The organism is Rhodovarius lipocyclicus (assembly GCF_009900765.1).
Taxonomy (GTDB): domain Bacteria; phylum Pseudomonadota; class Alphaproteobacteria; order Acetobacterales; family Acetobacteraceae; genus Rhodovarius; species Rhodovarius lipocyclicus.
In genome coordinates, this window is the sequence record NZ_JAAABL010000001.1 from 104,275 (window position 1) to 130,523 (window position 26,249).

The window sequence follows — 26,249 nt, forward strand, 5'->3', positions numbered from 1 at the left end:
GCCTGGATTACTCGGCGGCGGCCAGTTCTTCCGGCGTCACGGCCTTCTCTTCGACCTTCGCCAGTTCCAGCATGAAGTCCACCACCTTCTCCTCGAAGATGGGGCTGCGCAGGTTGTTGATGGCGTCCGGGTTCTTGGTGAAGAACTCGATCACCTGGCGCTCCTGGCCCGGGTAGCGCTGGGCCTCGGCCATCATGGCGCGGTTCAGCTCTTCCGGGGTGACCTGGATGTTGTTGGTGCGGCCGATCTCGGCCAGCAGCAGGCCCAGGCGGATGCGGCGCTCGGCGATCTTGCGATAGTCGGCGCGCAGCGTGGCCTCGTCCTTGCCCTTGTCGTCGGCATCCAGGCGGTCGGCCTTCAGGTCGGCTTCCACGCGCGGCCAGATCTGGCCGAACTCGGCCTCCACCAGCCCCTCGGGCACCTCGAAGCTCGCCTGCTCGGCCAGCGCGTCCAGCAGGGCGCGCTTCACCTTGCTGCGGGCGATGCCGTCATACTCGTTCTGCAGAACGTTGTTGATGGTCTCGTTCAGCTTCTCGAGGCTCTCGAGGCCCAGCTTCTTCGCCAGCTCATCGTCCACCGCGGGCTTCGTGTAGACCTTCAGGGTCTTGGCGGTGATGGTGAATTCGGCGGTCTTACCGGCCAGATCCTTGGCCTGGTAATCCTCGGGGAACGGCACCGTGATCACGCGGGTCTCGCCCGGGACCATGCCCTCCATCTGCTCGGAGAAGCCGGGGATGAAGCCCGGGCCCGCGATTTCCACCGGCATGTCCGTACCGGCGCCGCCCTGGAAGGCCACGCCGTCGATCTTGCCCTCGAAGTCCACGATCAGCACTTCGCCCTTGGCGGCGGCGCGGGACTCGGTTTCCTCCAGCGAGGCATTGCGGCGGGTGATGTTCTCGATCGCCTTCGCCACCTCGGCCTCGCCCGGGGTCGCCTTCAGGCGCGTCAGGCTGATGGCGCCGAAGTCCGGCATGGTGATCTCGGGCAGCACTTCGAGGCTGATCTCGAAGGTCAGGTCCTCGCCGTCCTTGAATTCCTTCAGGTCGATCTTGGGCTGGGTGGCCGGGCGCAGGCTGCGCTCGGTCAGCAGCTTGTCGGTCGCTTCCTGGATGGAGGCGTCCAGCACCTCACCGGTCACGGCCTTGCCGTAACGGCTGGCGACGAGGGAAGCCGGCACCTTGCCAGGGCGGAAGCCCGGCACCTTGAGGTCGCGGCCCAGCTCGGCCAGCTTCTTGTCCTTCTGCGCCGCGAGGGCGGTGGCAGGCACCACCACGCTGTAGGACCGCTTGAGGCCCTCGTTCGACAGTTCCGTCACGTTCATCGCGCGCAAACCTTCAAAATCTTTGCCCATCAGGGCTGTGTGTCCGGCCTGTGGTGCGGGCGGAGGGACTTGAACCCCCATGGCTTGCGCCACCAGAACCTAAATCTGGCGTGTATACCAATTTCACCACGCCCGCCCTTGGTCGCCATTCCGGCACCCGCAAGCAGGCCACAGATGCCCCATCAAGGCCCGGGCGTGTAAACCATGGGGGGCGCCAAGCCAAGTGCGAGAGGGCCGGAAAAGCCCGCACTGGCGCAGTAGAGTAACAGAATACCGTTACCCGGTCTTCTTACGCTTCTTCGCCACGGGTTTGGCCAGCGGCGCGTGCCGCGCCAGGATCGGCGCCAGGAAATGCCCGGTGTGGCTGCCGACCGTCGCCGCCACATCCTCGGGCGTGCCCTCGGCCACGATCCGCCCGCCGCCGTCGCCACCCTCCGGCCCCAGGTCGAGAATCCAGTCGGCGGTCTTGATGACCTCCAGATTGTGCTCGATCACCAGCACCGTGTTGCCCTGCTCCACCAGCGCGTGCAGCACTTCCAGCAGCTTGCGCACGTCCTCGAAATGCAGGCCCGTCGTGGGCTCGTCCAGGATATACAGCGTGCGGCCGGTGGCGCGCCGCGACAGCTCCTTGGACAGCTTGATGCGCTGCGCCTCGCCGCCCGACAGGGTCGTCGCCTGCTGGCCGAGGCGGATATAGCCGAGCCCCACCTCCTCCAGCGTGCGCAGCTTCTCGTGGATGGAGGGCACGGCGGAGAAGAACTCGCGCCCCTCGCTCACGGTCATGTCCAGCACATCGGCGATGGACTTGCCGCGGAACTTCACCTCCAGCGTCTCGCGGTTGTAGCGCTTGCCCTTGCAGCTGTCGCAGGTGACGTAGACGTCGGGCAGGAAGTGCATCTCGATCTTGATGACACCGTCGCCCTGGCAGGCCTCGCAGCGGCCGCCCTTCACGTTGAAGCTGAAGCGGCCGGGCTTGTAGCCCCGGGTGCGGCTGTCCGGCAGCTCCGCGAACCAGTCGCGGATGGGGCCGAACAGGCCGGTATAGGTGGCCGGGTTGGAGCGCGGGGTGCGCCCGATCGGCGACTGGTCGATGTCGATGATCTTGTCGAGGTATTCCAGCCCTTCCAGCTTCTCATAGGGGCTGGGCACGGTGCCCGCCCCCATCAGGCGCCGGGCGACCGCGTTGTACAGGGTCTCGATCACCAGCGTGGACTTGCCGCCGCCCGACACGCCCGTGACGCAGGTGAAGGTGCCCAGCGGAATGCTGGCCGTGACGTTCTTCAGGTTGTTGCCGGTCGCCCCCACCAGCCGCAGCATGCGCTTGGGGTCGATCTGCCGCCGCTTGGCGGGCAGCGGCACGTCCCGCCGGCCGGAGAGATAGGCGCCGGTGATGCTGTCCGGATGGGCCGCCACTTCCTCAGGCGTGCCCTGGGCGATGATATAGCCGCCCCCCGCCCCGGCTGCCGGGCCGATATCCAGCAGATGGTCGGCGGCGCGGATCGCGTCCTCGTCGTGTTCCACCACCAGCACGGTGTTGCCGATGTCCCGCAGCCGCCGCAGCGTGCCCAGCAGGCGTTCATTGTCGCGCTGATGCAGGCCGATGCTGGGTTCGTCCAGCACATACAGCACGCCCGTCAGCCCGCTGCCGATCTGGCTGGCCAGGCGGATGCGCTGCGATTCGCCGCCCGACAGCGTGGCCGAGCCACGCCCCAGCGTCAGGTAATCGAGGCCCACATCCACCAGGAATTGCAGCCGCTCCTCGATCTCCTTCAGGATGCGGCGGGCGATTTCCATGCGCTGGGGCGTCAGCGTCTCCGCCACGCCCGCGAACCATTCCCGCGCGCGGCGGATCGGCAGAGCGCCGACCTCGCCGATATGGCTGCCGGCCACCTTCACCGCCAGCGCCTCCGGCTTCAGCCGGAAACCGGTGCAGACGGCGCAGGCCTTCTGTGCCTGATAGCGCGTCATATCCTCGCGCACCCAGGGGTTGTCGGTCTCGCGGAAGCGGCGCTGCAGGTTGGGAATCACGCCCTCGAACGGCTTCTGCACCTCATAGGCACGCAGGCCGTCCTTGTACTTCAGCGTGATCACTTCCTTGGCGGTGCCGTTCAGCAGCGCCTCCCGGAACTCCCCGGGCAGTTCGGACCAGGGCTTGTCCATGCGCTGGCGATAGTGCCGCGCCAGGCTCTCCAGCGTCTGCTGGTAGTAGGGGGAGTTGGCGTTCACCCAGGCGGCGATGGCGCCGTCCTGCAGGCTTTTCTTCTCGTCCGGCACCACGAGCGCCGGGTCGAAGAAAGTCTCGGTGCCGAGGCCGTCGCAGGACGGGCACGCCCCCTGCGGCGAGTTGAAGGAGAACAGCCGGGGCTCGATCTCCTCGATGGTGAAACCGCTGACCGGGCAGGCGAATTTCTGGCTGAACACGGTCCGCTCGCCGGTATCCGCGTTCTCGGCATAGGCGATGCCTTCCGCGAGGCCGAGCGCCGTCTCGAACGAATCCGCCAGGCGCTGGGCCATGCCGTCCCGCACGACCACGCGGTCCACCACCACCTCGATGTCGTGCTTCAGCTTCTTGTCGAGCTTGGGGGCCTCCGCGATCAGCGTCAGCGTGCCGTTCACCTTCACGCGCTCGAAGCCGCGGCGCTGGAACTCGGTCAGTTCCTTGCGGTACTCGCCCTTCTTGCCGCGCACCACGGGGGCCAGGATCAGCAGCCGCGTGCCCTCGGGCATCGCCGCCACCCGGTCCACCATCTGGGACACGCTCTGCGCCTCGATCGGCAGCCCGGTGGCGGGCGAATACGGCACGCCCACCCGCGCCCACAGCAGGCGCATGTAGTCGTAGATTTCCGTCACCGTGCCCACGGTGGAACGCGGATTGTGGCTGGTGGTCTTCTGCTCGATGGAAATCGCGGGCGAGAGCCCCTCGATGCTGTCCACATCGGGCTTCTGCATCAGCTGCAGGAACTGCCGCGCATAGGCCGAGAGCGATTCGACATAGCGCCGCTGCCCCTCGGCATAGATGGTGTCGAAGGCCAGCGAGGATTTCCCCGACCCCGACAGGCCGGTGATGACCGTCAGCGTGTCCTTGGGGATATCGACATCGAGATTCTTCAGATTGTGCTCGCGTGCGCCGCGAATGCGGATGTAACGGCTCTCCTGGCCCGCAGGTGCATGGTCACGCGGCATGGGGGGGTATTCCGATGTTCTCGATGCGTTCACATATGCCACCGGATGCGGCACCGCGCAATGGTCAGCCCGGCATGGCCGCCCCGGCGGCGGGGGCTGGCTCAATGCCGTCCGCATCAGTTAAGTTGCGCGCCACATTTTCAAGGTGGACAGCATGGCCGGCGTGAACAAGGTCATCATCCTGGGGCGGCTCGGCCGCGACCCGGAGGTGCGCAACTTCCAGAATGGCGGCAAGGTCGTGAACCTGCGCGTGGCCACCAGCGAGCGCTACAAGGACCGCGAAGGCAACCAGCAGGAACGCACGGAGTGGCATTCCATCGCCATCTTCAACGAGAAGCTGGGCGAGATCGCGGAACGCTATCTGCGCAAGGGCAGCGAGGTCTATGTCGAGGGCCAGCTGGAAACCCGCAAATGGCAGGATAAGGAAGGCCAGGAGCGCTACACGACCGAGATCGTGCTGCGGCAGTTCCGCGGCGAGCTGGCCCTGATCGGCGGGCGCAGCGGCGGCGGTGGCGGCGGCGGCATGGACGACGATGAGGGCGGCGCCCCGTCCTCGGGCGGCGGCTATGGCGGCGGCGGCGCGCGTTCCTCGGGCGGCGGCGGCGGTTACGGCAGCCGGCCCGCGGCTGGCGGCGGCGGTGGCTCGCGCGGCGGCTGGGAAGCGCCGAAGAAGTCCGACCTGGACGACGACATCCCGTTCTGACGCACCGACGGGGCGGCCAGGGCCGCCCCCCACCCCGCATGGGAGAAGCCGTGACCGCGACACTTCGCCGCTGGCTGCCGGTCGTGCTGCTGCTCTGCCTCATCGGGTGCGGCACGCGACCGGACATGCGGGCGCTGTCGCCCATCGGCGAGGCGGCCGCCCCGGGCACCGCCATCACGGTCCATGTCGCGACATCGCGCGCGCGCTCGGCGCCCGACCGCAACAGCTTCACCAATGAGCGGTCCCGCGCCACCAACTTCGCGGCCTACACGGTCTCCGTGCCGCCGGGGCACCGGGCCGGGCGCATCGAATGGCCCGGCAGGCAGCCCGACCCCGCCGCCAGCTTCGTCACCCTGCGCGACAGCGTGCTCGACGCCCCGGCCTTCGAGGCCGAGCTGGCCAGCCGCCGCTGCGCCCCGGACGCGGGCCAGACGATGGTCTTCGTCCACGGCTACAACACCAACTTCCCCGAGGCCCTGTTCCGCCTGGTGCAGATGGCCGCCGACACCGACCCGCGCGCCGTCCCCATCCTGTTCTCCTGGCCGTCGGACGCGCTGCCGCTCGCCTATGTCGCGGACCGCGACGCGGCGGCCTATTCGCGGGACAACCTGGCGGAGCTGCTGACGCGGCTGACGCAGATCTGCCCCGGCCGGCCCGTGATCCTGGTCGGGCACAGCATGGGCGGCTGGCTGAGCATGGAGACGCTGCGCCAATTGCGCCTAGCCGGGCGGGACCAGGTGCTGAACGCCCTGCAGGTGGTGCTGGCCTCCCCGGATATCGACCTCGATGTCTTCCGCGCCCAGGCGCGTGTGATTGGCCCGCTGACGCCGCCGATCACCGTTCTGGTCTCCAGCGACGACCGCGCGCTCTCGGTCTCCAGCCGGCTTGCCGGGGCGCGGCCCAGGCTCGGCAGCCTCAGCGTGGAGGACCCGGCGGTGCAGCAGGCGGCGCGGGAATCGCATCTGGCCATCATCGACATCAGCGCGATGGAGGCCTCGGACCGCTTCAACCACGACCGCTATGTCAGCTTCGCCAACACCTATGCCCGGCTGGCGGCGGAGGGCGCGATCGAGCCGGGCGGCGGGCTGCGGCGGGCCGGCGCCTTCGTGTTCAACGCCATCGGCGCCACCGTCTCCAGCCCGTTCCGGCTGGCGGGGCGTGTGCTGTCGCCGGACTGAGCCGCCCTACCGCCGCGTCGTGCCCAGCAGCCTGCCGGAGCCGTCATACTGCCGCAGGGTGTCGCCGCTGCGTTCGGTGCGCCCGGTGTAGCGGCCGGAGCTGTCGTAATGCCGCGCCGTGTCGCCGCTGGTTTCCGTGCGGCCCTGATAGCGGCCCGAACTGTCATACTGGCGCGCGGTGTCGCCGCTGCGCTCCGTCCGGCCGGTGTAGCGGCCGGAACTGTCGTATTGCCGCGCGGTGTCGCCCCGCAGCTCCGTGCGGCCCTGGTAGCGGCCCGAACCGTCATACCGGCGCGCCGCGTCGCCCTGGCTCTCGACCCGCCCCTGATAGCGGCCGGAGGCATCGTAATCCCGCCCGCCATAGCCGAAGGGTGCCTCCGGCTTCTGGGCCTGGGCCGGCAGGCAGACGAAGATCAGCCCGAAGGCCAGGAGCATCTTGCGCATGCTGGTCTTGTAGAAGACCTCCATGGCGAATTGATGGCCAGGCGCGGAACAGCATTGCACGACTGTCATGTTGCATGGCACAGAGGCTGGCTGCCTCCAGCCGAAAGCCCTGCATTTGCAACGGAAAATCCTTCCCGCCCCGCGCCGCGCCCTGCTGGCGGGGGCCGCCCTGCTTCCCCTTCCCGCCTTGGCACAAACCGCCTGGCCGCAGCGCGGCATCCGGCTGATCGTGCCGTTCTCCCCCGGCGGCTCGGTGGACATCATGGGACGCATCATGGCCGCCGCCCTGTCGGAGCGCCTGGGCCAGCCGGTGCAGGTGGAAAACCGCTCGGGCGCCAATGGCGCCGTGGGCGGGCAGCTGGTCGCGCAATCGGCCTCGGACGGCCACGCGCTGCTGTTCTCGGCCAGCCTGCAGACCCTGGCCAAGCTCGTCATGCGCAGCCCGGGCTATGACCCGCTGACGGAACTGGCGCCGATCGCGCGCGTGGGCGAAGGCCCGGTGGTGATGGCGATCCACAAGGACCGCCCCCAGCGCACCCTGGCCGAGGTGATCGAGGCCGCCCGCGCCAAGCCGGAGGACTGGTCCTTCGGTGTCGGCTCCCTGGGCGCCGCGGGGCACCTGGCCACGATCGACGTCATCCGCACCATCGGCAAGGACATCACCGTGGTGCCCTATCGCGGCACCACCCCGGCGCTGGCGGACCTGATGGGCGGGCGGATCGGCGCGCATATCGACCCGGCCCCCGCCATGCTGCCGCATGTGCGCGGCGGCAACCTGCGCGGCATCGTGATCACCGCCTCTGAGCGCAGCCCGCTCGCCCCCGATCTGCCCACCACGGCCGAGGCCGGATCCCCGGGGCTGAACATCCGCTCCTGGTGGGGCATCTGGGCGCCGGCGGGGCTGGCGGCCGAAGCGAAGCAGAAGGTGGAACAGGCCACCGCCGCCGCGCTGGCCGACCCCGCCATCCGCTCCCGCATCGCCGACAGCGGCGCGGTGCCGGGCTTCATGGGCAACGCCGATTTCGCCGCCTTCATCCGGCAGGACTATGCCAGGGCGGAGGAGTTGTTCCGCATCGGGCGTGTACAACCCGAATAACCCCCTTGCGCGACGCGACATCGGGGGCACCTTTGCGGCATCGCACTCAAAGGTGATCCCCGATGCCCAAGGACAACCCCTTCCCGGCCGCCGTGCTGCTGACCGAACGCTACCAGGGCCACGGCCCCACGGTACCGCCGCAGGTCAACAGCGTGGTCGAGCATCTGCTGAACCACCGCTCCGTCCGAGCCTATCTGCCCGACGCCCTGCCCGAGGGCGCGCTGGAAACCGCGCTGGTGGCCGCGCAATCCGCCGCATCCTCCTCCAACCTGCAGGTCTGGAGCGTGATCGCGGTCAAGGACAAGGAACGCAAGGCACGGCTGGCCGCCGTCACCGGCAACCAGAAGCACATCCTGGACGCGCCGCTGCTGCTGGTGTGGCTGGCCGACCTCTCGCGCCTCGGCCGCATCGCCGAGGCCCGGGGCCTGGGCTCGGAGGGGCTCGACTATACCGAGATGCTGCTGGTAGGCGTGGTCGATGCGGCGCTGGCCGCGCAGAACGCCGTGGTGGCGCTGGAATCGCTGGGTCTCGGCACCGTCTATATCGGCGCGCTGCGCAACGACATCACGACGGTCGCCAAGGAACTGGGCCTGCCGCCGCATGTGATGCCGGTGTTCGGCCTGGTGGTGGGCAAGCCCGACCCCGCGCGCCCCACGGCCATCAAGCCGCGCCTGCCGCTCAACACCATCCTGTCCCATGAGCAGTATTCCAGCGCGAACGAGGCCGAGGCGGTCGAGGCCTATGACGCGCTGTTCAAGGATTTCCAGCGCAGCCAGTCCCTGCCGGAGGAAGGCTGGGTCGCCCGCTCCGCCGAGCGCGTGGGTACGCCCAAGGCGCTGACGGGCCGGCATGTGATGAAGGAGGCCATCATCGGCCTCGGCTTCAAGCTGAAGTGAGGGCGCGGGAAGCTCAGGCCGCCCGGGCTTCCCAACCATCCTTCTTCAAGGCGGCCAGCAGCGGCGCCACGTCGTCGCTGGCCACCGTTATTTCCTTCTTCTCCAGGTCCAGCGCCACCAGCTTGCCCGGCGCCGCTTCCTTCAGCGTCGCCGTCACACCCTTGGCGCACCCGCCGCAGGTCATGTTCTCCACCTTGATCCGCACCATGGCGTCGGTCCTTTGCATCTGCCCGGAGCCTCCCGCATCGCTGCCCCACCTGCCTTGATGTGGCGCAAGGTCGGTCGGCCCCTTGTCATCTTAGGTAAGGGGCCACTTATCTGCCTCCAAGGCCAGAGCGGGATTGCAACAATATGTCAAACGCCACCCTTTCCCTGCCAGTGGAGGGCATGACCTGCGCCAGCTGCGTCGCCCGGGTGGAACGGGCGATCTCGGCCGTGCCGGGCGTGCATGACGCCAGCGTGAACCTAGCCAGCAACCGCGCCAGCTTCAGCGTGGAGAACGCCGAGGCCGCGAAGGCCGTGGCCGCCGCCATCACCCGCGCGGGCTATGAGCCGGTGGAGGAAGCGCGCGATTTCTCGATCGCCGGCATGACCTGCGCCAGCTGCGTGGCCCGGGTGGAGCGCGCCATCCTGGCGGTGCCGGGCGTCACCGCCGCCAGCGTGAACTTGGCGACCGAGCGCGCGGCCGTGCGCGGGCTGGGCGTCGCACCCGCCGCCATCATCGCGGCCGTGGCGCGCGCGGGTTATGAGGCAGCACCCGCCGAGGGTGCCTCCGCCGCCCGGCTGGAGGAGGAGACGGCCCGCCGCGCCGCCGAGGAATCGGCCCTGCTGCGCGACACGCTGATCGCCGCCGCCCTGACCCTGCCGCTGTTCCTGCTGGAGATGGGCGGGCATATCGTTCCGGCGCTGCACCACACGATCGACCACGTGATCGGCATGCGCAACGCCTGGTATCTGGAATTCGTCCTGGCCAGCGCGGTGCTGTTCGGGCCCGGCTGGCGCTTCCAGCGCCATGGCTGGCCCGGCCTGCTGCGTGGCGCGCCGGACATGAACGCGCTGGTGGCCCTCGGCGCCGGCGCGGCCTGGGCCTACTCCGCCGTGTCCACCTTCGCCCCCGCCTTGCTGCCGGACACCGCCCGGCATGTGTATTTCGAGGCGGCGGCGATGATCGTGACCCTGATCCTGGCCGGCCGCCTGATGGAGGCGCGCAGCAAGGGCCGGGCCTCGGCCGCCATCCGTCGGCTGATGCACCTGCAATCGCGCACCGCGCGGGTGGAACGCGACGGGGCCACCCAGGAAATCCCCATCGAATCCCTGATCGCCGGCGACATCGTGGTGCTGCGCCCCGGTGAGCGCGTGCCGACCGATGGCGAGGTGCTGGATGGCTCGGCCATGCTGGACGAAAGCATGCTGACCGGCGAGCCCGTGCCTGTGCGCAAGCAGGCGGGCGACCGCGTGACGGGCGGCACGCTGGCCACCACGGGGGGCTTGCGTTTCCGCGCCACCGCCGTGGGCGGCGAGACGGTGCTGGCCCAGATCCTGGCGATGGTGGAAGGCGCGCAGGCCGCCAAGCTGCCCATCCAGGCCGTGGTGGACCGCATCACCCTGTGGTTCGTGCCGGTGGTGATGGGCATCGCGGCGCTGACGGCGCTGGCCTGGCTGGTGCTGGGCCCGGAGCCGCGCCTGGCCCACGCCCTGGTGAACGGGGTGGCGGTGCTGATCATCGCCTGCCCCTGCGCCATGGGGCTGGCGACACCCACCTCCATCATGGTGGGCACCGGCCGCGCGGCGGAGCTGGGTGTGGTGTTCCGGCGCGGCGACGCGCTGCAACAGTTGGGCGAGGTCTCGATCCTGGCCGTGGACAAGACCGGCACGCTGACCGAGGGCCACCCGAAACTGACCGATGTCATCGGCGACACCACCCTGCTGCCGCTGATCGCGGCGGCCGAGAGCCGGTCCGAGCACCCGCTGGCGGCCGCCATCGTCAGCGCCGCGCGCGAACAGGGGCTGACCCTGCCGGAGGTCGAGCGCTTCGAGGCCCTGCCCGGCCGGGGCCTGACCGCGCGCGTGGCGGGGCATGAGATCGCCATCGGCTCCGCCCGCATGATGGCCGAGCGCAATATCGGCTTCGAGGCGCTGGAGACCGAGGCGGCGCGGCTGGCCGGGCTGGGGCGCACGCCGTTCCTGGTGGCGCTGGACGGCAAGGCGGCGGCGGTGATCGCGGTGGCGGACCCGATCCGCGCCTCCACCCCCGGCGCCATCGCGGCGCTGCGCGCGCTGGGGCTGCGGGTAGTCATGGTTTCCGGCGACAACCGCCGCACGGCGGAGGCGATCGCGGCCCAGCTCGGCATCACCGAGATCCGCGCCGAGGTGCTGCCGGCCGACAAGCTGAACATCGTCAGCGCCCTGCGGCAGGAAGGCCCGACCGCCTTCCTGGGCGATGGCATCAATGACGCCCCTGCCCTGGCGGCCGCCGATGTGGGCATCGCCATCGGCACCGGCACGGATGTGGCGATGGAAAGCGCGCAGGTGGTGCTGATGGGCGGCGACCTGACGGGCGTGGCCCGCGCGGTGGGGCTGTCGCGCGCCACCATGCGCAACATCCATCAGAACCTGTTCTGGGCCTTCGCTTACAACGCGGCGCTGGTGCCGGTGGCGGCGGGGGCGCTGTATCCGGTGGCGGGCGTGCTGCTCTCGCCTGTGCTGGCGGCGGCGGCGATGGGGCTGTCCAGCGTGTTCGTGGTGACCAACGCGCTCAGGCTGCGGCGCTTCGCCGCCTGAAGCCGCGCCAATCGCCCGCATCGGTCGCAGCTTTGCGTCTGGCGCCGGGCTGTTGTCCGGACATGCGTGCTTGCGAGGCTTGTCCGACAATGCTGCACTGCCCGCATGGCCTGTGACCGATTGCTTCGCGCCTGATGCCGCGCATTCCCCGCCCCTACCGCCTGCTGTTCGGCACCGCGCTTGGTGCGCTGGGCGGGGCCATCTTCTTCCTGCTGCACCTGCCTTTGCCCTGGCTGATCGGTTCCCTGGTGTTCGTGGCCGCCGCCCGGGTGGCGGGGCTGCCCGCCGAGGCCTCCCGCCGCGCGCGGCAGGCGGGGTTCGGCGTGGTGGGCATCGCGCTCGGCCTGTATTTCTCCCCCGCCACGGCGGTGCTGCTGGCCGAGGAAGCGCCGCTGCTGATCGGCGCCGCGTTCGCCACGCTGCTGGTGGGTGCCGCCCTGGCACCGGTGCTGGCCCGCGTGGCGGGGCTCGACATGGCCACGGCCTGGTTCGCCTCCCTGCCCGGGGGTGCCGCCGACATGGCCATGCTGGCCGAGGCCCATGGCGGCGAGCCTGCGCCCGTCGCCGTCGCGCAGATCCTGCGCGTGTGCTTCGTGGTGATCATCACCCCCAACCTGATGGTGCTCAGCGGCCTGCATGGCGACCATGAGGTGCTGTCCGCCGCCCTGCCCTTCGATCCGCTGCGCCTCGGCCTGCTCTATGTCGCCTGCCTGGGGGCCGCGGTGCTGCTGGTGCGGGTGGGCGTGCGCGCGGGCTGGATCCTGGGCCCGCTGGCCCTGACCGCCACGCTGACGGCGCTCGGCGTGCAGACATCCGGCGTGCCGTCCTGGCTGTCGGCGGCGGCGCAGGTGTTCCTGGGGGCCAATCTGGGCTCCGGCATCGACCGCGCGGCGCTGGCGCGGCTGCGCCGCTTCGTGCCCTTCGCGGTGCTGGAGGTGGTGGCCCTGATGGTGCTGTGCGCGCTGGTGGGCGTGGGGTTGTCCTGGCTCACCGGCCGGCCGGTGGGGGACATGCTGCTCGGCACCTCGCCCGGCGGCGTGACGGAGATGAGCCTGACCGGCAAGGGGCTTGGCCTGGATGTCGCGCTGATCGTGACCATGCACATCACCCGCATCTTCCTGGTCACGATGCTGACCCCACCGGTCTTCCGGCTGCTGCACGCCCATAAACCCACCCCCGCCGCCGGAGAGTGACGATGGAAGCCTGTTTTCTCTCGGTGACGGAGGCCAGCGAGCGGATCGCGGCCCGCAGCCTGTCGCCGGTCGATTATCTGGAATCGATCCTGGCGCGGATCGCGGCCGTGGACGGGCGGGTGAACGCCTATATCACCCCGCTGTTCGACGAAGCGCGCGTGGCCGCGCGGCAGGCGGAGGCCGAGATCGCCGCCGGCCGCCGGCGCGGCCCGCTGCACGGCATCCCCTTCGCCGTGAAAGACAATTACCATGTGGCGGGCGTGCGCACCTCCGGTGGCTCGCGCCTGATGCTGGACCATGTGGCGGACCAGACCTCGACCATCGTGGCGAAGCTGCAAGCGGCGGGCGCGATCCTGCTGGGCAAGCTGAACACCTGGGAATACGGCACCGGCAATGGCGGGGTGTATTTCGACCTGCCCTTCGACGTGGCGCGCAACCCGTGGGACCTGGATCGCTTCACAGGCGGTTCCTCCACGGGCAGCGGGGCGTCGGTCGCGGCGGGGATGGCGCCCTTCGCGCTGGGCTCCGACACGGGCGGGTCCATCCGCCTGCCGGCGGCGGCCTGCGGGCTGATGGGGCTGAAACCCACCTATGGCCGCACCAGCCGCGCGGGCTGCCTGCCCAATTGCTGGTCGCTGGATGTGACCGGCGCCCTGTGCTGGACGGCGGCCGACAGCGCGCTGGTGCTGAACACCATCGCGGGCTTCGACCCGGCCGACCCCGCCAGCGCCGACCGCCCCGTGCCCGACCATCGCGCGGGCCTGACGGATGGCGTGCGGGGCATGGTGATCGGCCTCGTCTCCGGCATGCCGGAGGCCGAGGTGACGCCCGATATCGCCGCCGGGCTCAAGGCCGCCCGCGCCGTGCTGGAACAGGCCGGCGCCCGCATCATCGACATCGCCCTGCCCGAGCCGCTGCTGCGCTATCGCCAGCCCGCGGGGCTGATCAACTGGTCCGAATCCCACGCGATCCATGAGGCCGACTACCGCGACCGCCCGGAATTGATGGGCCAGGCGCTGTGGGAGAAGATGACCAGCGGCAGCCTGGTGCGCGCCGCCGACTACATCGCCGCCCTGCGCATGCGCCGCCATCTGGCCGAGGGCACCGACCGCCTGTTCGGCAGCTGCGACCTGCTGCTGCTGCCCGGTGCCTTCCGCGTGGCGCCGCGCTTCGACGACCGCGCCGGCACCGTGGCCTTCACGCGCGAGAGCGCGATGAACATCGCGAGCCTGTCGGGCCACCCGGCGATGACGGTGCCCTCCGGCTTCGATGCCGATGGCATGCCGCTGAACATCCAGCTCATCGGCCCGTATTTCGAGGAAGCGCGCGTGCTGCGCGCGGCCGCGGTGGTCGAGGCCGCGCTGTCCGAGCGCGCGCGCCGGCCCACGCTGAAGGACGGCACGGCCCCCGCCGGCGCGCCCTGGCCGACCGACCGGAAGGCGCGCCGCGCCGAGCTGGCCGCCAGCGTGCGCGCGGCGGGCGAGGCCCTGCCGCGCATGCCCGCCAAGGACGACGAACCCGCCCACTGCTTTCGCCCGTAAAGGATTGCCCATGGAACCCTGGCAACTCACCGCCACCCAGGCCGCGGCCGAGATCAAGGCCGGCCGCCTGACCGCCGAGGCACTGACCCGGTCCTGCCTGGAGCGCATCGCGGAGCGGGAGCCGGTGGTGAAGGCGTTCACTTATCTCGACCCCGTGCTGGCGCTGAACAACGCGCGGCGGGTGGACAAGGCCTATGCCCAGGGCGTGCTGCACGGGCTGCCCTTCGCGGTGAAGGACATGATCGACACCGCCGACATGCCCACCAGCCACAACTCGCCCCTGTATGAGGGGCTGCGCCAAGGCCGGGATGCCGCCTGCGTGGGGGTCGCGCGCGGCGAGGGCGCCGTGATCATCGGCAAGACCGACACGGTGGAATTCGCCGCCGCCGGCAGGCGCGCGCTGACGCGCAACCCGCACGACCCCACGCGCACGCCGGGCGGTTCCTCCTCCGGCTCGGCGGCGGCGGTGGCCGATGGCATGGTGCCGCTGGCCTTCGGCACCCAGACAGGGGGCAGCACCATCCGCCCGGCCAGCTTCTGCGGCGTGCACGCCATGAAGCCGACCCATGGGGTGGTAAATTCCGAGGGCGCCAAGCGCTACTCCCATACGCTGGACACCATCGGCTGGTATGGCCGCACGCCCGCCGACCTGCGGCTGGTGGCGGAGGCCTTCCGCCTCTACGGCATCGAGCACCCGCGCGCGCTGTCGCCCCAGGGGCTGAAGATCGCGCTGTGCCCGGGCCCGAACTGGGCGCTGGCCGCCCCGGAGGCCAAGGAAGCCCTGGCCACCGCCGGCAAGCGGCTGGAAGCCGCGGGCGTCATCGTCGAGGACTTCACCCTGCCCGCCCCGTTCGGAGAAGTGACGGAAGCGCAGCTCGCGGTGCTGTATGGCGAAGGGCGCGGCGCCTTCCTGCAGGAATACCTGGCCAACCCCGGCCACCTGCACCAGGACTTCCATGACCGGGTGGAGAACAGCCAGGGCGTCTCGCCCCAGCGCATGCTCTGGGCCTATGACTTGGCGGCCGAGTGCCGGAAGCTGTTCGACGGCTTCTTCCCGCGCTTCGACGCGGTGCTGACGCCGGCCGCCGCCGGCGAAGCCCCGGTCGGCCGGCAGGATACGGGCAACCCCGTGTTCAATTCCATGTGGACGCTGCTGCACGTGCCCTGCGTCGCCATCCCCTGCATCAAGGGGCCGAACGGCATGCCGGTGGGCGTTCAGATCGTGGGGCCGCGCTTCGGCGACGCCGCCCTGCTGGATGTGGCGGAGGCTGTCTCCCCCATCATCATGGGGTGATGGGGGCGGTCACCTCGGCGGCCAGGGGGAGGGCGAGGAACTTCTCCAGATCCCCCGGCGTGCCGAGGCCGTGCATGCCGGCATATTCCTGGCCGATATTGTGCACGGCGATGCCATAGCCCTTTTCCATCAGCAGGTTATAGACGGGCGCCACATAGAACTCGTTGTTCACCCGCAGGTCGCGGGCGATCATGTCCTCGGCGCCCGCGATGAAATCGGCGCCCTTGCGGAAATTGTAGATGCCCACGGTGGCTTCGTTGGAGATCACTTCCTTCTCCACCACCCGGTTCACCTTGCCGGCCGCGTCGAAGCCCACGAAAGACCATTTCGGGTCATCCGCCCACATGGTCATGATCAGGCCATCCACGCCGGGCTGGTCCATCACGGCCAGATAATCGTCGATCGCGCATTCCACATACTGGTCGCTGTTGGCGATCATCAGCGGCGCCTCGGGGTCGATCTCATCACGGGCGGCCAGCACGGTGCAGGCGGCCCCCTCGGTCACGCCATCCAGCAGCACCACGGCGCTGCCGGGGGCCCAGGCGGCCAGCTTCTCGGCCACGTCGTACTGCGCCACATGCGCGCGCTGGCAGATGAAGATGAAGCGGTGCGGGCGGCTGGGACGGATGTTCTCGATCACCAGGCGGATCATGGGCACGCCCATCACCGGGATCAGCGGCTTGGGCAGCGCGAAGCCCGCCTTGGCGAAGCGGCTGCCATGGCCCGCCATCGGCACAACGATATTCAGGGGATGGGTCATGCCGGCTCTCCGTCTCAGCCCGGATCGTAACGGGCGATCAGTTCATCGGCGATCGCCGCCACTCGGCCGGGGTCAGAGACCCAGTTGTTGTGGGTGCCCGTGAAGGCGGGTTCGTAGGACATGAAGCAGGCGCCGAAACTCATGCCGTGGTCCAGGCCGCTCAGCAGCGCGCTCTGCGCCAGCCAGGGCATGGCGTAGTGCGGGTCCGACATGCCCAGGATCATGGCGCCGGGCTCGGTGAACACCGAATTGTACAGCCCCGCCCCCAGCGGCCCCAGGATGACGCGGGCATCGCGGAACACCTGCACCTCCTGCGCGGCGGAAAGCGCGCTGGGCACGATGGTGGTGAAGCCGCGTGCCTCCAGCTTCTCGATCACGTCTTCCTCGTTCAGGAAGCGGCGCACGCCGCGCGCATCCTGCCGGGAGACATACAGACGGCGAGGCCCACGCTCCGGCGTGCCGAAGGTGGCCCGCAGCCGCTCCACATGCCCGCGCTCCAGCGGCAGGTCGCCCGAGATGTAGCAGACATAGAGCGTTTCGCAGCGCCAGGCCTGCTGCAGCGTGCGGATCGCCACCTTCTCCTTCGGGCAGCCCAGCGCGGCCAGGATGTCGTACTGATAGGCGCGGATGCTGGGCATGACGATCAGGCGGTCATAGGCAATGCCGGCCTGCTCCAGGAAGCTCAGCTGCGGCAGGGTCTGCACCAGGAAATGCGAGTGGTTGTCCCCGCTGGCATGGGAGAAGAAGAACGCCACCGAGACGCCCGGCACATCCTCCGCCTCCGGCATCTCCAGTTCCACGGTCGGGCCGGCCTCACCCTCGGTCCAGCTGGGATGGTGATGGTGCAGCGCGGCCTGGCTGAAGAACTCCGGCACGTAGTGGCCGTCCGCGGTGACGATGTCGCGGTTGTTCAGCAGCGTGGCATTGTGGAACTTGCCGATGAAGACCGGGTCCAGCGGGATGTCGCGCATACCCAGGATGCCCTTGGTGCGCTCGGGCAGCTCCTCCTGCGTGTCCAGGATCGTGGGGGCGGCCAGCACAGTGCCGTGGCGCTCCTTCAACACCCGCACCGCGTCCTCGCGGCAGGCGGGCAGGTCCGCCACGCGCGGCATATCGGTCAACGCGGAGCGGACAGGGTAGCGGCGGCTCATGGCGCCCTCTCATCCAGGGCAATGAAAAGCGTGCCGGGCAGGCCCCAGCCCGGGGGCGGGCTCAGCGTCGCCTCCCGGCGTGTGGTCCAGCCCAGCGGCGACGGCATGGCACTGCCGGAGGCGCGGATGACACTGCATCGGGCATCGAGATAGCCCATCCAAGGGTCGATCGGCGGCAGCGGACCGGGGGAAGCGATGACGACGCTGCCGCAACGGCGCGCGCCGAGTTCCCCGGGCAAGCCGGAGGCGTCGTCCAGGCAGACGATCCGCTCGCACATGCCATCCGCCGGCAGGCCGGCACGCTGGCGTGCGACAGCCTGCCGCACCTCCCCGGGCTGCGGCCCATCAGGCAGCGGGGCCCAATACACCAGGGTCTGCGGCATGGAATTGATCAGCCCCGCGGCCAGGTCCTCGGCGCTGAAGCCACCCAGCATCAGGAAGGCCTGATGCTCGCGATCCATGCGGCTGCGCAGGGAAAGCTGTTGCAGGGCGGCATGGATCAGCACCTGCACCGGATAGGCACCGCCCAGCACCGGGTGCTGAAGCCCGAACAGCCGTCGCAGATAGGCATCCATGGTGGCATTGCCGAAGGAGATGCCGGCGAGCTGGGCCGGATACCCTGAAGCTGGGAGAGGTTGGCCCAGAGCCAGCCCCGACACGAAATCACCGCAGTCCATGCAGCCTCACCCCAAGGGTCATGCGCCAAATATCGCACAGAATTTCCGCACCGCGATACGGCAGGATACTGGATCGCCGCACGCACTCAAGGCGAGCCTCGCACAGTATCGGGAGGTTATGAAAAGACCGACGCCCTCATGGATACCGTTCCGGCGGTCGGAGGCCTATAATTTCATTCAAACTACTGATTTATAAGCATAGATAAAAGCGCGGAGGGCGTTCAGTGCCAGCGGCATTCCAATGATTGACAGTGCCATCACGAAGGCACCATCCTTCGGTAACGTTTGAAAAGAGGCGCATCATCAAGCCATCGGGCGGTCACATGATGGTCGCCCGAAGCCGAGGACAGGTATTGTGGGCGCCAAATGTACTCCATGCCGCGAACAACGCTTGGCGGCCCGCAAACGAAGTACACGAAAGGAAATCGACCTTTCGCAACGACTTTTTTTCATGAGCGGGTCTCCAGGAGATTGGCCCCTCAGCGCTCGGCGACACGCTTGCCGCAGAGAAAGGCGACGGTCATGACAAATGCACAGCCGGCCTTGGCCGATATTTCCCTGGCCTCGGAACTGATCAACATCATTCCCGCGGCGGTGTTCTTCAAGTCCGCCGATGGACGCTATCTCGGCTGCAACTCGGCCTTCGAAGCCGCCACGGGCATCCGCAAGGCGGATATGCTCGGCAAGACCGCGGAGGAGATCTGGCCGAAGGACCTCGCCGCCGCCTACCGTGCCGAGGATGAGGCGCTGCTGCGCAGCCATGGAATCCAGACCTACGAGACCCAGGCCGCGTATGCCGATGGCAGCCGCCATGAAGCCGTCGTCTATCGCACCACCTTTTCCAACCCGGACGGCAGCCCTGGCGGGATCATTGGCGTTGCCTGGGATGTCACCGACCGGAACCAGGCGGCACGGGCGCTGCGGGACCAGCTGTGCTTCATCGAGCAACTGGCGGACACCATTCCGAGCCCGGCATTCTTCAAGGACCCCGAAGGCCGCTACCTGGGCTGCAACCGGGCGTTCGAGCTGTTCTGCGGCCTGAAGCGCGAAGATATCGTCGGCAAGACCTTATTCGATATCTGGCCGCCGGATCGCGCGCAGATCTACAACGCCGCCGACGAGGCTCTGCTGAAGGCGCCCGGCTCCCAGTCTTACGAGGCGCCCATACGCTACGCGGATGGTACGGACCATGACGTCATCTTCCATCGCGCGACCTTCAAGAAGGCGGACGGCAGCCTCGGCGGCATCGTCGGTGTGTTCTGGGACATCACCGAGCGGAAGCGCGCCGAGAGGGCCCTGCGCAGAAGCGAGGAGCGGTTCCGGCGCATCGTGGAAAACGCGCCCTTCGGCGTGCTTGTGACCGATGCGAACGACACCATGGTCTTCGCCAATCGCCGATTCGCGGAGCTGTTTCACTACCATCCGGAGCAGATAGCGACCCTGGAGGATTGGCGGGCACTCGCCTATCCGGATCCGCACTATCGGCTGGAGGTCACGACCCAGACCGCCAGTGACATCGAAGCGTTGCGCTCCGGGGCTCTTCAGACGCCCCCGGCGCGCGAAGTCCGCGTCGTGTGCGGCGACGGCATCGTGCGGGACATCGAGGTCGTCGCGACCGTCGAGGATGATCTGATCTATTCGGTCTACAACGACGTCACGGAGCGCAACCGCGCCGAGCAGGCCTTGCGCGATGTCCTCCAGGCCGAGGCCCTGCACGATCCGCTGACGGCGCTGTTCAACCGGCGCTACCTCGGCCAAGCGCTGGAGCGCGAGTTTTCCCGCGCGGCACGCTCGGGCGAGACCGTCTCGGTCATCATGGGCGACATCGATCACTTCAAGAAGATCAACGACACCTTTGGGCACGACTGCGGGGACAGGGTGCTGCAGTCCATCGCGCGGCAGCTCAACACGCACAGCCGCCGCGGAGACATCGCCTGCCGTTACGGCGGCGAGGAATTCACTCTGCTGCTGCCGAACGCCGCCCTCGATATCGCGAGCGAGCGCGCGGACCGGTTGCGCGAGGCGATCCGAGATCTGTCGCTGTCGTGCAACGGGCAGGCCATCGGGCGGGTGACCATGTCGTTCGGGGTGGCCACCTTCCCGCAGCATGGCGACACGCCGGAAAAGGTCCTCAAAGCCGCGGACGATGCCCTGATGCGCGCCAAGACCACGGGCCGCGACCGGGTCGTTTCCGCGGGCCTGTTTCTTCCGGCCACCTGATAAGTAGCGAGGGCTTGATGTCTGGGAGGCTGGTGACCCCTACGGGAATGGGACTATCCAGCTAAATCAATGCGATGTGGCGATCTGTCGCAAACTTTCTGTATCGCCGAATCAATGGGTTACGGGCAGTTTCGCAAACCAAAAGCGCGCATTTGGAGGACACTAGGCAACCTGTAAGCGGCATTTACAGGTTCGGCGGATGCGTCAACAGAGGCGCGGTTCCGTTCACACATTCACCTCAACCCGTGTTGCCTCTCACCGCGGACGCGGCGTTCAACTCAAGCCTGAGCCTCACGCCAGCAGCGCCGCCCTGATCCCCGCATCAACCTCCAGCACATGCGACAGGCCGATGGTGCCGCCGTTGGCCTTGATGCGGATGCCGCGGACATCGCCGCGGTCCGCCATGGCGTTGGCGCCCATCGCTGTCCAGAACACCACGGCCGAGCTGGCGCAGCCCGGCCGGGTGATCAGCGGCGATTCGGGCCCCACCAGATCCTCGATCGGCACCGCGATGGTCCGGCTCAGCGCCAGATAGTTGGCCCTGCCGGTGGTCTGCATCGGCCCTCGGCCCCGGTATATCCAGCCGTCGTCGGGCCCCGTGTTACCCATCCGCCCGCCGTAGACCTTGTTGGCCAGGGCGCGCGGGTTGCGGGCATAGGGCGCGGCCTCAGCCACCGTGGCAAACCGGCTGGGCCAGGTGCGCACGATCCCCTCGGCCGAGTAGGACAGCAGTTCCTCCAGCTGGCGCAGGCCGCCAGTCTCGTTGTGGATGTTGGCTAGGAAGGCGGAGATCCGCGCAGGCGTGGTGATGCTGCCCTTCTGCATCTCGGGCGCCAGCACGGCCGCCCAGGCCGCTGGCTCGAAGGTGTTGGGCGCTGCACGCAGGCCCCGCTCCACCATTGCCACCAGATCGGCCGAGGCACGCGCCGGCGGCGCGCTGACCTCCGGCGCCGTGGCGGCGCTGCCCAGCGCCCGCCAGGTGCGCGGCCCCACGATGCCATCGCCCAGCAGCCCATGCTCCAGCTGCCAGGCCAGCACGGCGCCGGCGGTCTGGGGGCCATAGACGCCATCGACTACCACGCCGACGATACGCTGCTGCACCCAGCGGACATCCTCGCCCCGAGCGCCGATGCGCAGGACGCGCGTGCCGGCGGCCACCGCGCCGCTCATGCCCGCCTCCCAGCCGCCGGGAGGGCCAAAGGGGGCGTGGACGCCTGCGCCAGCAGCCGCGTCTTGTCGGCGCTGCCCGAGCTGCTGCCCACCCAGTAGGACACCACGGCACCAGCCATCGTGGACAGGCTGCCCAGCAGCATCGTCAACGTCGTTTCCGACCCCTGCGGCATGGCGGCGCTCATGGCCAGCCAGACCACAGCCGCGAAGGCGCCCAGCACGATCACCGAGACCACCACGGGTGCCCAGGCGATCATGCTGCCCGCCTGCACCAGGCCGAGCCCCGTGGCGCGGGCATTGGCGGTATCGGCCAGCCCGGCCCGCAGGGTCTCCAGCAGGGCCTGATCCCGCGCCGCCTCACGCGCCGCGTCGATCTCGGCCAGGCGCGTGGTCAGCTGCACGCGCAGCTCGGGGCTGGCCGCCAGCGCCGCCTCGGCCGCCGCCGGGTCGCTGGTGCCGGTGACGGCCTGCACGGCCTGGCCCACGGTGCTGGCCACCGCCTCGCCATCGGACCCGCCCAGCCACCTGCCGAGCGTGGGAAGCAGCTGCAGCGCGAGCGGCAGCAATGCCAGGAAGGGCATGATGGTTCTCCTGATGAAAAAAACTACGGCATTGCCGCATGATTTGCCTTGCGTGACATACGGCATTGCCGTAAGTTCTGCGCATGGACATCGCGTTCGACACCGCGAAGGACGCCAGCAACATCCCAAGCACGGCGTGTCCCTGGCCCTGGCGGTGCTGATCCTCGAAGCTCTGGTTGGCGAAGAGCAGGATGTGCGCCGCGACTATGGCGAGCCCCGCTTCAACGCCTTCGGTCTGGTGGCAGGGCGCCTGTTCGTTTGCACCTACACCCCGCGCGGCGAGGCCCTGCGGATCATCTCGGTCCGCAAGGCCCACAGGAAGGAACAGAAGAGATGGCTATCGTGAAGGCGACCAAGGCCCGCGCTCTGGCAGCGCTGAAGGCCGTCGATTGGGCTGCTGTGGACGCAATGACCGACGCGGACATTGAGCGCCAGGTGGCCGAGAACCCGGATGCCGGCGGCATCCTGACCGGCAAGGAGAGCGCCGCCGGCATGCTGCTGGCCCTGCGCGCCCGGCTGAAGCTGTCGCAGCCCGCCTTCGCGGCGCGCTACGGTATCCCGGTCGGAACGGTCAGGGACTGGGAACAGCAGCGGCGACAGCCCGACCAGGCCGCGCTGTCCTACCTGCGGGTGATCTTCCGGGAGCCGGAGGTGACGGCCCGGGCCCTGGCCGCACCGGCGGCGGAGTGAGAGGCCGTTAAATCCGCCGCTGCACCATGCTCACCAGCAGGTCCAGCAGCCTGTTGCCGATCGCGCCGGCCAGCCCGGCCGCGCCGCCCACCATCAGGATGGGCCATCCCACATCCCGCAAGGCGTGATCCCAGTAGATCACGCCGGCCGCCGCGATCACGCCCAGCAGGGCGCCGTTCGCGGCCTCGATCAGCAGCACGGCCCAGCGGCGCTCACCGCCATGCAGGGCCAGCAGCAGGCGCCCAGCGCCGCCCATGCTGGCGGCTACACCGGCCATGGTGATGACGGGATCAGGATCGGCGCTCATGGACGCGGCTTCCGGACGGGCTGGCCGTCAACGATCACCCAGATATCGCCCGGCCAGTAACCGTCCAGGCGCGCTTGCCCAGGCGCGGGGTCAGGCGGCAGGCCGCCCATCTGCACCGTGACCACATCACCGGTGGCCGGGTCGTAGATCGTCCAGGAGTTCATCGTGCCCTCAGCATCAATGTCATGTTGCGGCGGTTCAGCACCATCCCGGTATCGCCCTTCCACCAGATGTCGATGCTGTGGGTGCCGGCCGCGAAAATCAGCGGCTCGCTGAACGCCACGTAATCGTTGATCGCCGCAGATCCTCGATCGGCGTAGAGCGCCCCATCGACGTGAACCTCAACCAGATGCGACACCTCAGAGCCGTAGCCGTGCTGCAGGCTCACCAGGAGCGTGCCAGCACGACTATCCGGCACCGCGAACGCCATGCTCAGCGCCAAATGCCATGCCCCATCGCCGGTGATCGTGGTGAATCCGGAGGTGCTGGCGAAAGTCGTAATCGCATCGGCAGCGACGGTGGGTGTCGTCACCGCACCCGCAGCAAGATCGCCATCAACCACGGCCCCAGCCGTCGCGGCCACCTCGGCCGACCAGGCGCCCAGGTTTCCCGAGCGGTCGATGGCGCGGACGCGGTAACGCTTTGCTTCGCCGGGGGATAGACCGAGGCGGGTGTACCTGGTCGCGGCCGTGGTGTTGACCTGGATCCAACTCGATCCCGTCGTGTCAGGCCGTTCTTCGACCTCGAAATATGCGATGTCGGTATCGCTGGGCGCCACCCAGGATACGGCGATGCCCAGGGCGCGGCTGACGGCGCCGGGGAAGAGCGGCGCGCCCGGGGCGATGGTATCGGCCAGGGCCGCCAACATGCTGCTGATGGACCAGCCGGATCGGGCCAGCGCCGCCAGGTGACGGGTGCGGACCTCATAGGTGGTGCCGGAGATCACCGGGGTGATGGTCGCGCGGCCCACGGCGGCATCGACCGTCATGGAGACCCACACCCCGGCTGCCTCGCGCCATTGCACCTCCATGGCCGTGACGAAGGCATGCGCAGGGGATGACCACGCCACCTCAATGGCCGGCACAGCGGCGCCATCGGCGTTGAGCACCGTGGTGGCGGTCAGGCTGGGGGCGGCGGGCACCGGCAAGGTCAGCGGGTCGATCAACGTGGTATCGGGCACCGCCGGAACCGTGCTGGCATAGTCCCACAACCACCCGTAATTGAAGGCGTTTTCCTCCTGCATCTCGACGGCCACCTGCCCGGAGGTGGGGTCGTAGCTCCACCCCACGATCCGGAACGGCTTGTTGGCCATCCCCAGGTCCGGGTGGCTGAAGGCCACCACCTGCCACACCGCGAAGCGGACGGCATGGTACTTCAGCGGCACCTTGATCTTGAGGCCGTCGCGGGCCCGCAGCAGCAGGATGCGCGACAGACGCTCCGCTCGGATGCGATTGTTGACCGCGGGGTACTCCACGTCTTTCCAGATGCGCTCCCCACCGTCCTGCTCATCGAAGGGCGGGTTGAAGACGGCGCCGAACTCCGTGGCCTGAAAGTTCTGGCTGGGCTCGATGTAGGTGCCGCGCACCGCGCTGAACAGTTCCTTGCGGGCCGGGCGCGGCATGATCTCGATGTCGCCAGCGCAATCGGCCTGGCCGATGCTGGCGGTGGGCGCCGAGTAGGCCGCGCCGTACAGGCGATATCGGCCCTGCACATAGACCAGCGCGCCGCCGCCGGCGGACAGCAGGCTGTCCATGATGTCGATGGGTGCCCGATCCAGCTTGAAGGCGATGTCGCAGACATAGCGGGTCTGCGTGGTGCCATCGGCCGCGATCTGCACCGCCTCATCCGACAGGTTCGCCGCGGCGATGAAGCTGTCCCAGTCGATTTCCTCCGCCGAGCAGCCCAGGCCGAGCGGGTGGCGCAGGTAGTCCAGCACGCACAGCGCCCAATTGCTCGTGAAGCTGCCAGTGCTGGTGCGGGGGTCGCCCACATCGTTCTTGCCGCGCACCTCGGCCTCGATCGACTGAAGGCCCGACATGCGGTCGCTGTCGAATTCCAGGCGGACATACAGATAGGTGCATTCCCGCAGCGCATGCGCGCCGGACCAGCCATCCGGGCTTTCGGCGATCAGCGCCGCGGAGCCGGAGGTCTGGTCGCCCAGGTACTTCTCGATGCGCACCTTTCCGGCAAAGGGATGGTCCGACCGGGTGACCATGCCGGAGCCATCGCAATCGCTGGCGAAGATGCTCTGACCGTTGATCCACACCACCGGGATGCCGTCGCAGCGATGGCAGGCCAGCACCACCACCAAGTGGAGATAGCGCAGATCGGCGCCGGAGCTGGCGGCATAGACCAGCGCGCCACCGACACGCTGATATCCGTAAATCATCTGGCGCGGCTCGACGCTACCCCGGATGACCTGCTTGCGGTCCTGCGCGTCACCGGAGGTGGTGGTGCGGCCGGCCTTGGGCTTCATCAACATGCCCACGGCGAGAGACGCGCCGAGAGTAACGACTGTGCCGAGGATGGCCGCGAAGCTTATCTTGATGGCGCCACCGAACAGGATCACACCACCGGCCGGGCCTAGGAGATATGCGGCTGCGCCGGCGATCACGGGAATGATCTGGGGCATCAGACACTCCAGGCGCGCACAGCGGCGCGCACGGGCAGGAATGCCAGGCCATCCGGGCCCGGAACCGCAACGGCGTCGCCCGTCACCACGCCCAGCGCCCGGATGTTCCCATGCTCCACCAAAACCAGGTCGCCCCGCTGCGCGAAGGCAGGCATGCATGAGCCCAGGCCCGCAGCGGCGGCCAAGGAATCGGACAGCGCCTCAAGTCCACCGGCCGCCGAGATCATGCCGTCAGCCTGATCCTCGGTGGCATAGGCGCCGCGATACTGCGCCGCCGGGTCCATGCCCGTCAGCTCCAGCACCGCATCGGCCGCCAGCATGGCGCAGTCGTTGGTGCCCCAGGCGAACGGGGTGTATCGGCGTGCATCGATGAACGCAGCAAGGCGCTCCGGCCAGTCCTGAGACCGCGCCAGGATGGATGGTGTGCGCAT

Annotated in this window: 24 protein-coding genes and 1 tRNA gene; 11 read left to right on the forward strand and 14 right to left on the reverse strand. The window is 68.9% G+C overall.

The annotated features are described in order from the left end of the window. Positions 1 to 7: 7 nt before the first annotated feature. The 3 genes from tig to uvrA form a co-directional block, all read right to left on the reverse strand. The gene (gene tig / locus GT007_RS00490; protein ID WP_160120037.1) at positions 8 to 1,321 is read right to left on the reverse strand and encodes a trigger factor; all 1,314 of its coding nucleotides are present in this window, start codon (positions 1,319 to 1,321) and stop codon (positions 8 to 10) included. Between the two features lie 51 nt (positions 1,322 to 1,372). Beyond that, positions 1,373 to 1,457: transfer RNA gene (locus tag GT007_RS00495), tRNA-Leu, on the reverse strand. Between the two features lie 140 nt (positions 1,458 to 1,597). Beyond that, a complete protein-coding gene (uvrA, locus tag GT007_RS00500; RefSeq protein ID WP_160119605.1) occupies positions 1,598 to 4,504 on the reverse strand; it encodes an excinuclease ABC subunit UvrA in 2,907 nt (968 codons plus the stop codon). 154 nt (positions 4,505 to 4,658) lie between these two features. On the opposite strand from uvrA, the gene GT007_RS00505 reads away from it, so the two are divergent. After that, the gene (locus GT007_RS00505; RefSeq protein WP_160119606.1) at positions 4,659 to 5,207 is read left to right on the forward strand and encodes a single-stranded DNA-binding protein; all 549 of its coding nucleotides are present in this window, start codon (positions 4,659 to 4,661) and stop codon (positions 5,205 to 5,207) included. Positions 5,208 to 5,257: 50 nt separating this feature from the next. Next, positions 5,258 to 6,385: an alpha/beta hydrolase gene (locus GT007_RS00510; protein WP_201451752.1), complete on the forward strand. Its 1,128-nt coding sequence runs from the start codon at positions 5,258 to 5,260 to the stop codon at positions 6,383 to 6,385. Between the two features lie 6 nt (positions 6,386 to 6,391). Here the strand turns inward: GT007_RS00510 and GT007_RS00515 are convergent, their stop codons facing one another. Then, positions 6,392 to 6,898, reverse strand: a complete 507-nt coding sequence (locus GT007_RS00515; RefSeq protein WP_201451753.1) for a type IV secretion protein Rhs — start codon at positions 6,896 to 6,898, stop codon at positions 6,392 to 6,394. Between the two features lie 118 nt (positions 6,899 to 7,016). Here GT007_RS00515 and GT007_RS00520 point away from each other — a divergent pair, with 118 nt between their 5' ends. Further along, a complete protein-coding gene (locus tag GT007_RS00520; RefSeq protein WP_160119608.1) occupies positions 7,017 to 7,925 on the forward strand; it encodes a Bug family tripartite tricarboxylate transporter substrate binding protein in 909 nt (302 codons plus the stop codon). A gap of 62 nt (positions 7,926 to 7,987) precedes the next feature. Then, positions 7,988 to 8,821 (forward strand): NADPH-dependent oxidoreductase, encoded by an 834-nt coding sequence (locus GT007_RS00525; protein ID WP_160119609.1) that lies wholly within the window; start codon positions 7,988 to 7,990, stop codon positions 8,819 to 8,821. Between the two features lie 13 nt (positions 8,822 to 8,834). Here GT007_RS00525 and GT007_RS00530 read toward each other — a convergent pair whose 3' ends face one another. Continuing rightward, entirely contained in the window at positions 8,835 to 9,047 is a 213-nt protein-coding gene (locus GT007_RS00530) for a heavy-metal-associated domain-containing protein (protein WP_160119610.1), read from the reverse strand. 125 nt (positions 9,048 to 9,172) lie between these two features. Here GT007_RS00530 and GT007_RS00535 point away from each other — a divergent pair, with 125 nt between their 5' ends. From GT007_RS00535 to GT007_RS00550, 4 genes are all read left to right on the forward strand, one after another. Next, complete coding sequence (locus GT007_RS00535) at positions 9,173 to 11,602, forward strand: heavy metal translocating P-type ATPase (protein ID WP_160119611.1); 2,430 nt, start codon at positions 9,173 to 9,175, stop codon at positions 11,600 to 11,602. Positions 11,603 to 11,736: 134 nt separating this feature from the next. Beyond that, on the forward strand, positions 11,737 to 12,795 hold the full coding sequence (locus tag GT007_RS00540; RefSeq protein ID WP_160119612.1) for an AbrB family transcriptional regulator: 1,059 nt from the start codon (positions 11,737 to 11,739) through the stop codon (positions 12,793 to 12,795). Positions 12,796 to 12,797: 2 nt separating this feature from the next. Then, a complete protein-coding gene (locus tag GT007_RS00545; RefSeq protein WP_160119613.1) occupies positions 12,798 to 14,336 on the forward strand; it encodes an amidase in 1,539 nt (512 codons plus the stop codon). Between the two features lie 10 nt (positions 14,337 to 14,346). Continuing rightward, the gene (locus GT007_RS00550) at positions 14,347 to 15,630 is read left to right on the forward strand and encodes an amidase (protein ID WP_160119614.1); all 1,284 of its coding nucleotides are present in this window, start codon (positions 14,347 to 14,349) and stop codon (positions 15,628 to 15,630) included. Here GT007_RS00550 and GT007_RS00555 read toward each other — a convergent pair. From GT007_RS00555 to GT007_RS00565, 3 genes are read right to left on the reverse strand one after another with little or no spacing between them, the layout of a single operon-like run. Beyond that, positions 15,620 to 16,390: a glycosyltransferase family 2 protein gene (locus GT007_RS00555; RefSeq protein ID WP_160119615.1), complete on the reverse strand. Its 771-nt coding sequence runs from the start codon at positions 16,388 to 16,390 to the stop codon at positions 15,620 to 15,622. The genes GT007_RS00550 and GT007_RS00555 overlap by 11 nt on opposite strands. Before the next feature lie 14 nt (positions 16,391 to 16,404). Further along, complete coding sequence (locus GT007_RS00560) at positions 16,405 to 17,541, reverse strand: glycosyltransferase family 61 protein (protein ID WP_160119616.1); 1,137 nt, start codon at positions 17,539 to 17,541, stop codon at positions 16,405 to 16,407. Continuing rightward, complete coding sequence (locus GT007_RS00565; RefSeq protein WP_160119617.1) at positions 17,538 to 18,218, reverse strand: hypothetical protein; 681 nt, start codon at positions 18,216 to 18,218, stop codon at positions 17,538 to 17,540. Before GT007_RS00565 ends, GT007_RS00560 begins: the two co-directional genes overlap by 4 nt. A 543-nt stretch (positions 18,219 to 18,761) precedes the next feature. Here GT007_RS00565 and GT007_RS00570 point away from each other — a divergent pair. Then, on the forward strand, positions 18,762 to 20,438 hold the full coding sequence (locus GT007_RS00570) for a sensor domain-containing diguanylate cyclase (protein WP_160119618.1): 1,677 nt from the start codon (positions 18,762 to 18,764) through the stop codon (positions 20,436 to 20,438). Positions 20,439 to 20,729: 291 nt separating this feature from the next. Here the strand turns inward: GT007_RS00570 and GT007_RS22865 are convergent, their stop codons facing one another. Continuing rightward, positions 20,730 to 21,608 carry a peptidoglycan-binding protein gene (locus GT007_RS22865; protein ID WP_160119619.1) on the reverse strand — a complete coding sequence of 293 codons (879 nt, stop codon included), beginning with the start codon at positions 21,606 to 21,608 and terminating at the stop codon, positions 20,730 to 20,732. Next, the gene (locus tag GT007_RS00580; protein ID WP_160119620.1) at positions 21,605 to 22,189 is read right to left on the reverse strand and encodes a hypothetical protein; all 585 of its coding nucleotides are present in this window, start codon (positions 22,187 to 22,189) and stop codon (positions 21,605 to 21,607) included. The genes GT007_RS22865 and GT007_RS00580 overlap by 4 nt, the downstream gene beginning before the upstream one ends. Here GT007_RS00580 and GT007_RS00585 point away from each other — a divergent pair. Continuing rightward, a complete protein-coding gene (locus GT007_RS00585; RefSeq protein ID WP_236571420.1) occupies positions 22,188 to 22,535 on the forward strand; it encodes a BrnT family toxin in 348 nt (115 codons plus the stop codon). The genes GT007_RS00580 and GT007_RS00585 overlap by 2 nt on opposite strands. Then, positions 22,523 to 22,879, forward strand: coding sequence for a helix-turn-helix domain-containing protein (locus GT007_RS22260; protein WP_160119621.1), 357 nt, complete (start codon positions 22,523 to 22,525; stop codon positions 22,877 to 22,879). Before GT007_RS00585 ends, GT007_RS22260 begins: the two co-directional genes overlap by 13 nt. Positions 22,880 to 22,886: 7 nt before the next feature. Here the strand turns inward: GT007_RS22260 and GT007_RS00595 are convergent, their stop codons facing one another. The 4 genes from GT007_RS00595 to GT007_RS00610 are packed head-to-tail and all read right to left on the reverse strand — an operon-like array spanning position 22,887 to position 26,249. Then, positions 22,887 to 23,186: a hypothetical protein gene (locus tag GT007_RS00595; RefSeq protein WP_160119622.1), complete on the reverse strand. Its 300-nt coding sequence runs from the start codon at positions 23,184 to 23,186 to the stop codon at positions 22,887 to 22,889. Continuing rightward, the gene (locus GT007_RS00600) at positions 23,183 to 23,350 is read right to left on the reverse strand and encodes a hypothetical protein (protein WP_160119623.1); all 168 of its coding nucleotides are present in this window, start codon (positions 23,348 to 23,350) and stop codon (positions 23,183 to 23,185) included. The genes GT007_RS00595 and GT007_RS00600 overlap by 4 nt, the downstream gene beginning before the upstream one ends. Then, positions 23,347 to 25,818 carry a phage tail protein gene (locus GT007_RS00605; protein ID WP_160119624.1) on the reverse strand — a complete coding sequence of 824 codons (2,472 nt, stop codon included), beginning with the start codon at positions 25,816 to 25,818 and terminating at the stop codon, positions 23,347 to 23,349. Before GT007_RS00605 ends, GT007_RS00600 begins: the two co-directional genes overlap by 4 nt. Next, on the reverse strand, positions 25,818 to 26,249 hold the full coding sequence (locus GT007_RS00610) for a DUF6950 family protein (RefSeq protein ID WP_160119625.1): 432 nt from the start codon (positions 26,247 to 26,249) through the stop codon (positions 25,818 to 25,820). Before GT007_RS00610 ends, GT007_RS00605 begins: the two co-directional genes overlap by 1 nt.

Excerpts from the sequence above, each read along its gene's own strand:
- GT007_RS00550 (WP_160119614.1), top strand. The coding sequence starts at position 14,347 with ATGGAACCCTGGCAACTCACCGCCACCCAGGCCGCGGCCGAGATCAAG.
- GT007_RS00525 (WP_160119609.1), top strand. The coding sequence starts at position 7,988 with ATGCCCAAGGACAACCCCTTCCCGGCCGCCGTGCTGCTGACCGAACGC.
- GT007_RS22865 (WP_160119619.1), bottom strand. The coding sequence starts at position 21,608 with ATGAGCGGCGCGGTGGCCGCCGGCACGCGCGTCCTGCGCATCGGCGCT.
- GT007_RS00595 (WP_160119622.1), bottom strand. The coding sequence starts at position 23,186 with ATGAGCGCCGATCCTGATCCCGTCATCACCATGGCCGGTGTAGCCGCC.
- GT007_RS00540 (WP_160119612.1), top strand. The coding sequence starts at position 11,737 with ATGCCGCGCATTCCCCGCCCCTACCGCCTGCTGTTCGGCACCGCGCTT.
- GT007_RS00565 (WP_160119617.1), bottom strand. The coding sequence starts at position 18,218 with ATGGACTGCGGTGATTTCGTGTCGGGGCTGGCTCTGGGCCAACCTCTC.
- GT007_RS00530 (WP_160119610.1), bottom strand. The coding sequence starts at position 9,047 with ATGCAAAGGACCGACGCCATGGTGCGGATCAAGGTGGAGAACATGACC.
- GT007_RS00555 (WP_160119615.1), bottom strand. The coding sequence starts at position 16,390 with ATGACCCATCCCCTGAATATCGTTGTGCCGATGGCGGGCCATGGCAGC.
- GT007_RS00535 (WP_160119611.1), top strand. The coding sequence starts at position 9,173 with ATGTCAAACGCCACCCTTTCCCTGCCAGTGGAGGGCATGACCTGCGCC.
- GT007_RS00515 (WP_201451753.1), bottom strand. The coding sequence starts at position 6,898 with ATGACAGTCGTGCAATGCTGTTCCGCGCCTGGCCATCAATTCGCCATG.
- tig (WP_160120037.1), bottom strand. The coding sequence starts at position 1,321 with ATGAACGTGACGGAACTGTCGAACGAGGGCCTCAAGCGGTCCTACAGC.
- GT007_RS00505 (WP_160119606.1), top strand. The coding sequence starts at position 4,659 with ATGGCCGGCGTGAACAAGGTCATCATCCTGGGGCGGCTCGGCCGCGAC.
- GT007_RS00600 (WP_160119623.1), bottom strand. The coding sequence starts at position 23,350 with ATGAACTCCTGGACGATCTACGACCCGGCCACCGGTGATGTGGTCACG.
- uvrA (WP_160119605.1), bottom strand. The coding sequence starts at position 4,504 with ATGCCGCGTGACCATGCACCTGCGGGCCAGGAGAGCCGTTACATCCGC.
- GT007_RS00560 (WP_160119616.1), bottom strand. The coding sequence starts at position 17,541 with ATGAGCCGCCGCTACCCTGTCCGCTCCGCGTTGACCGATATGCCGCGC.
- GT007_RS00545 (WP_160119613.1), top strand. The coding sequence starts at position 12,798 with ATGGAAGCCTGTTTTCTCTCGGTGACGGAGGCCAGCGAGCGGATCGCG.
- GT007_RS00610 (WP_160119625.1), bottom strand. The coding sequence starts at position 26,249 with ATGCGCACACCATCCATCCTGGCGCGGTCTCAGGACTGGCCGGAGCGC.
- GT007_RS00585 (WP_236571420.1), top strand. The coding sequence starts at position 22,188 with ATGATGGTTCTCCTGATGAAAAAAACTACGGCATTGCCGCATGATTTG.
- GT007_RS00580 (WP_160119620.1), bottom strand. The coding sequence starts at position 22,189 with ATGCCCTTCCTGGCATTGCTGCCGCTCGCGCTGCAGCTGCTTCCCACG.
- GT007_RS22260 (WP_160119621.1), top strand. The coding sequence starts at position 22,523 with ATGGCTATCGTGAAGGCGACCAAGGCCCGCGCTCTGGCAGCGCTGAAG.
- GT007_RS00605 (WP_160119624.1), bottom strand. The coding sequence starts at position 25,818 with ATGCCCCAGATCATTCCCGTGATCGCCGGCGCAGCCGCATATCTCCTA.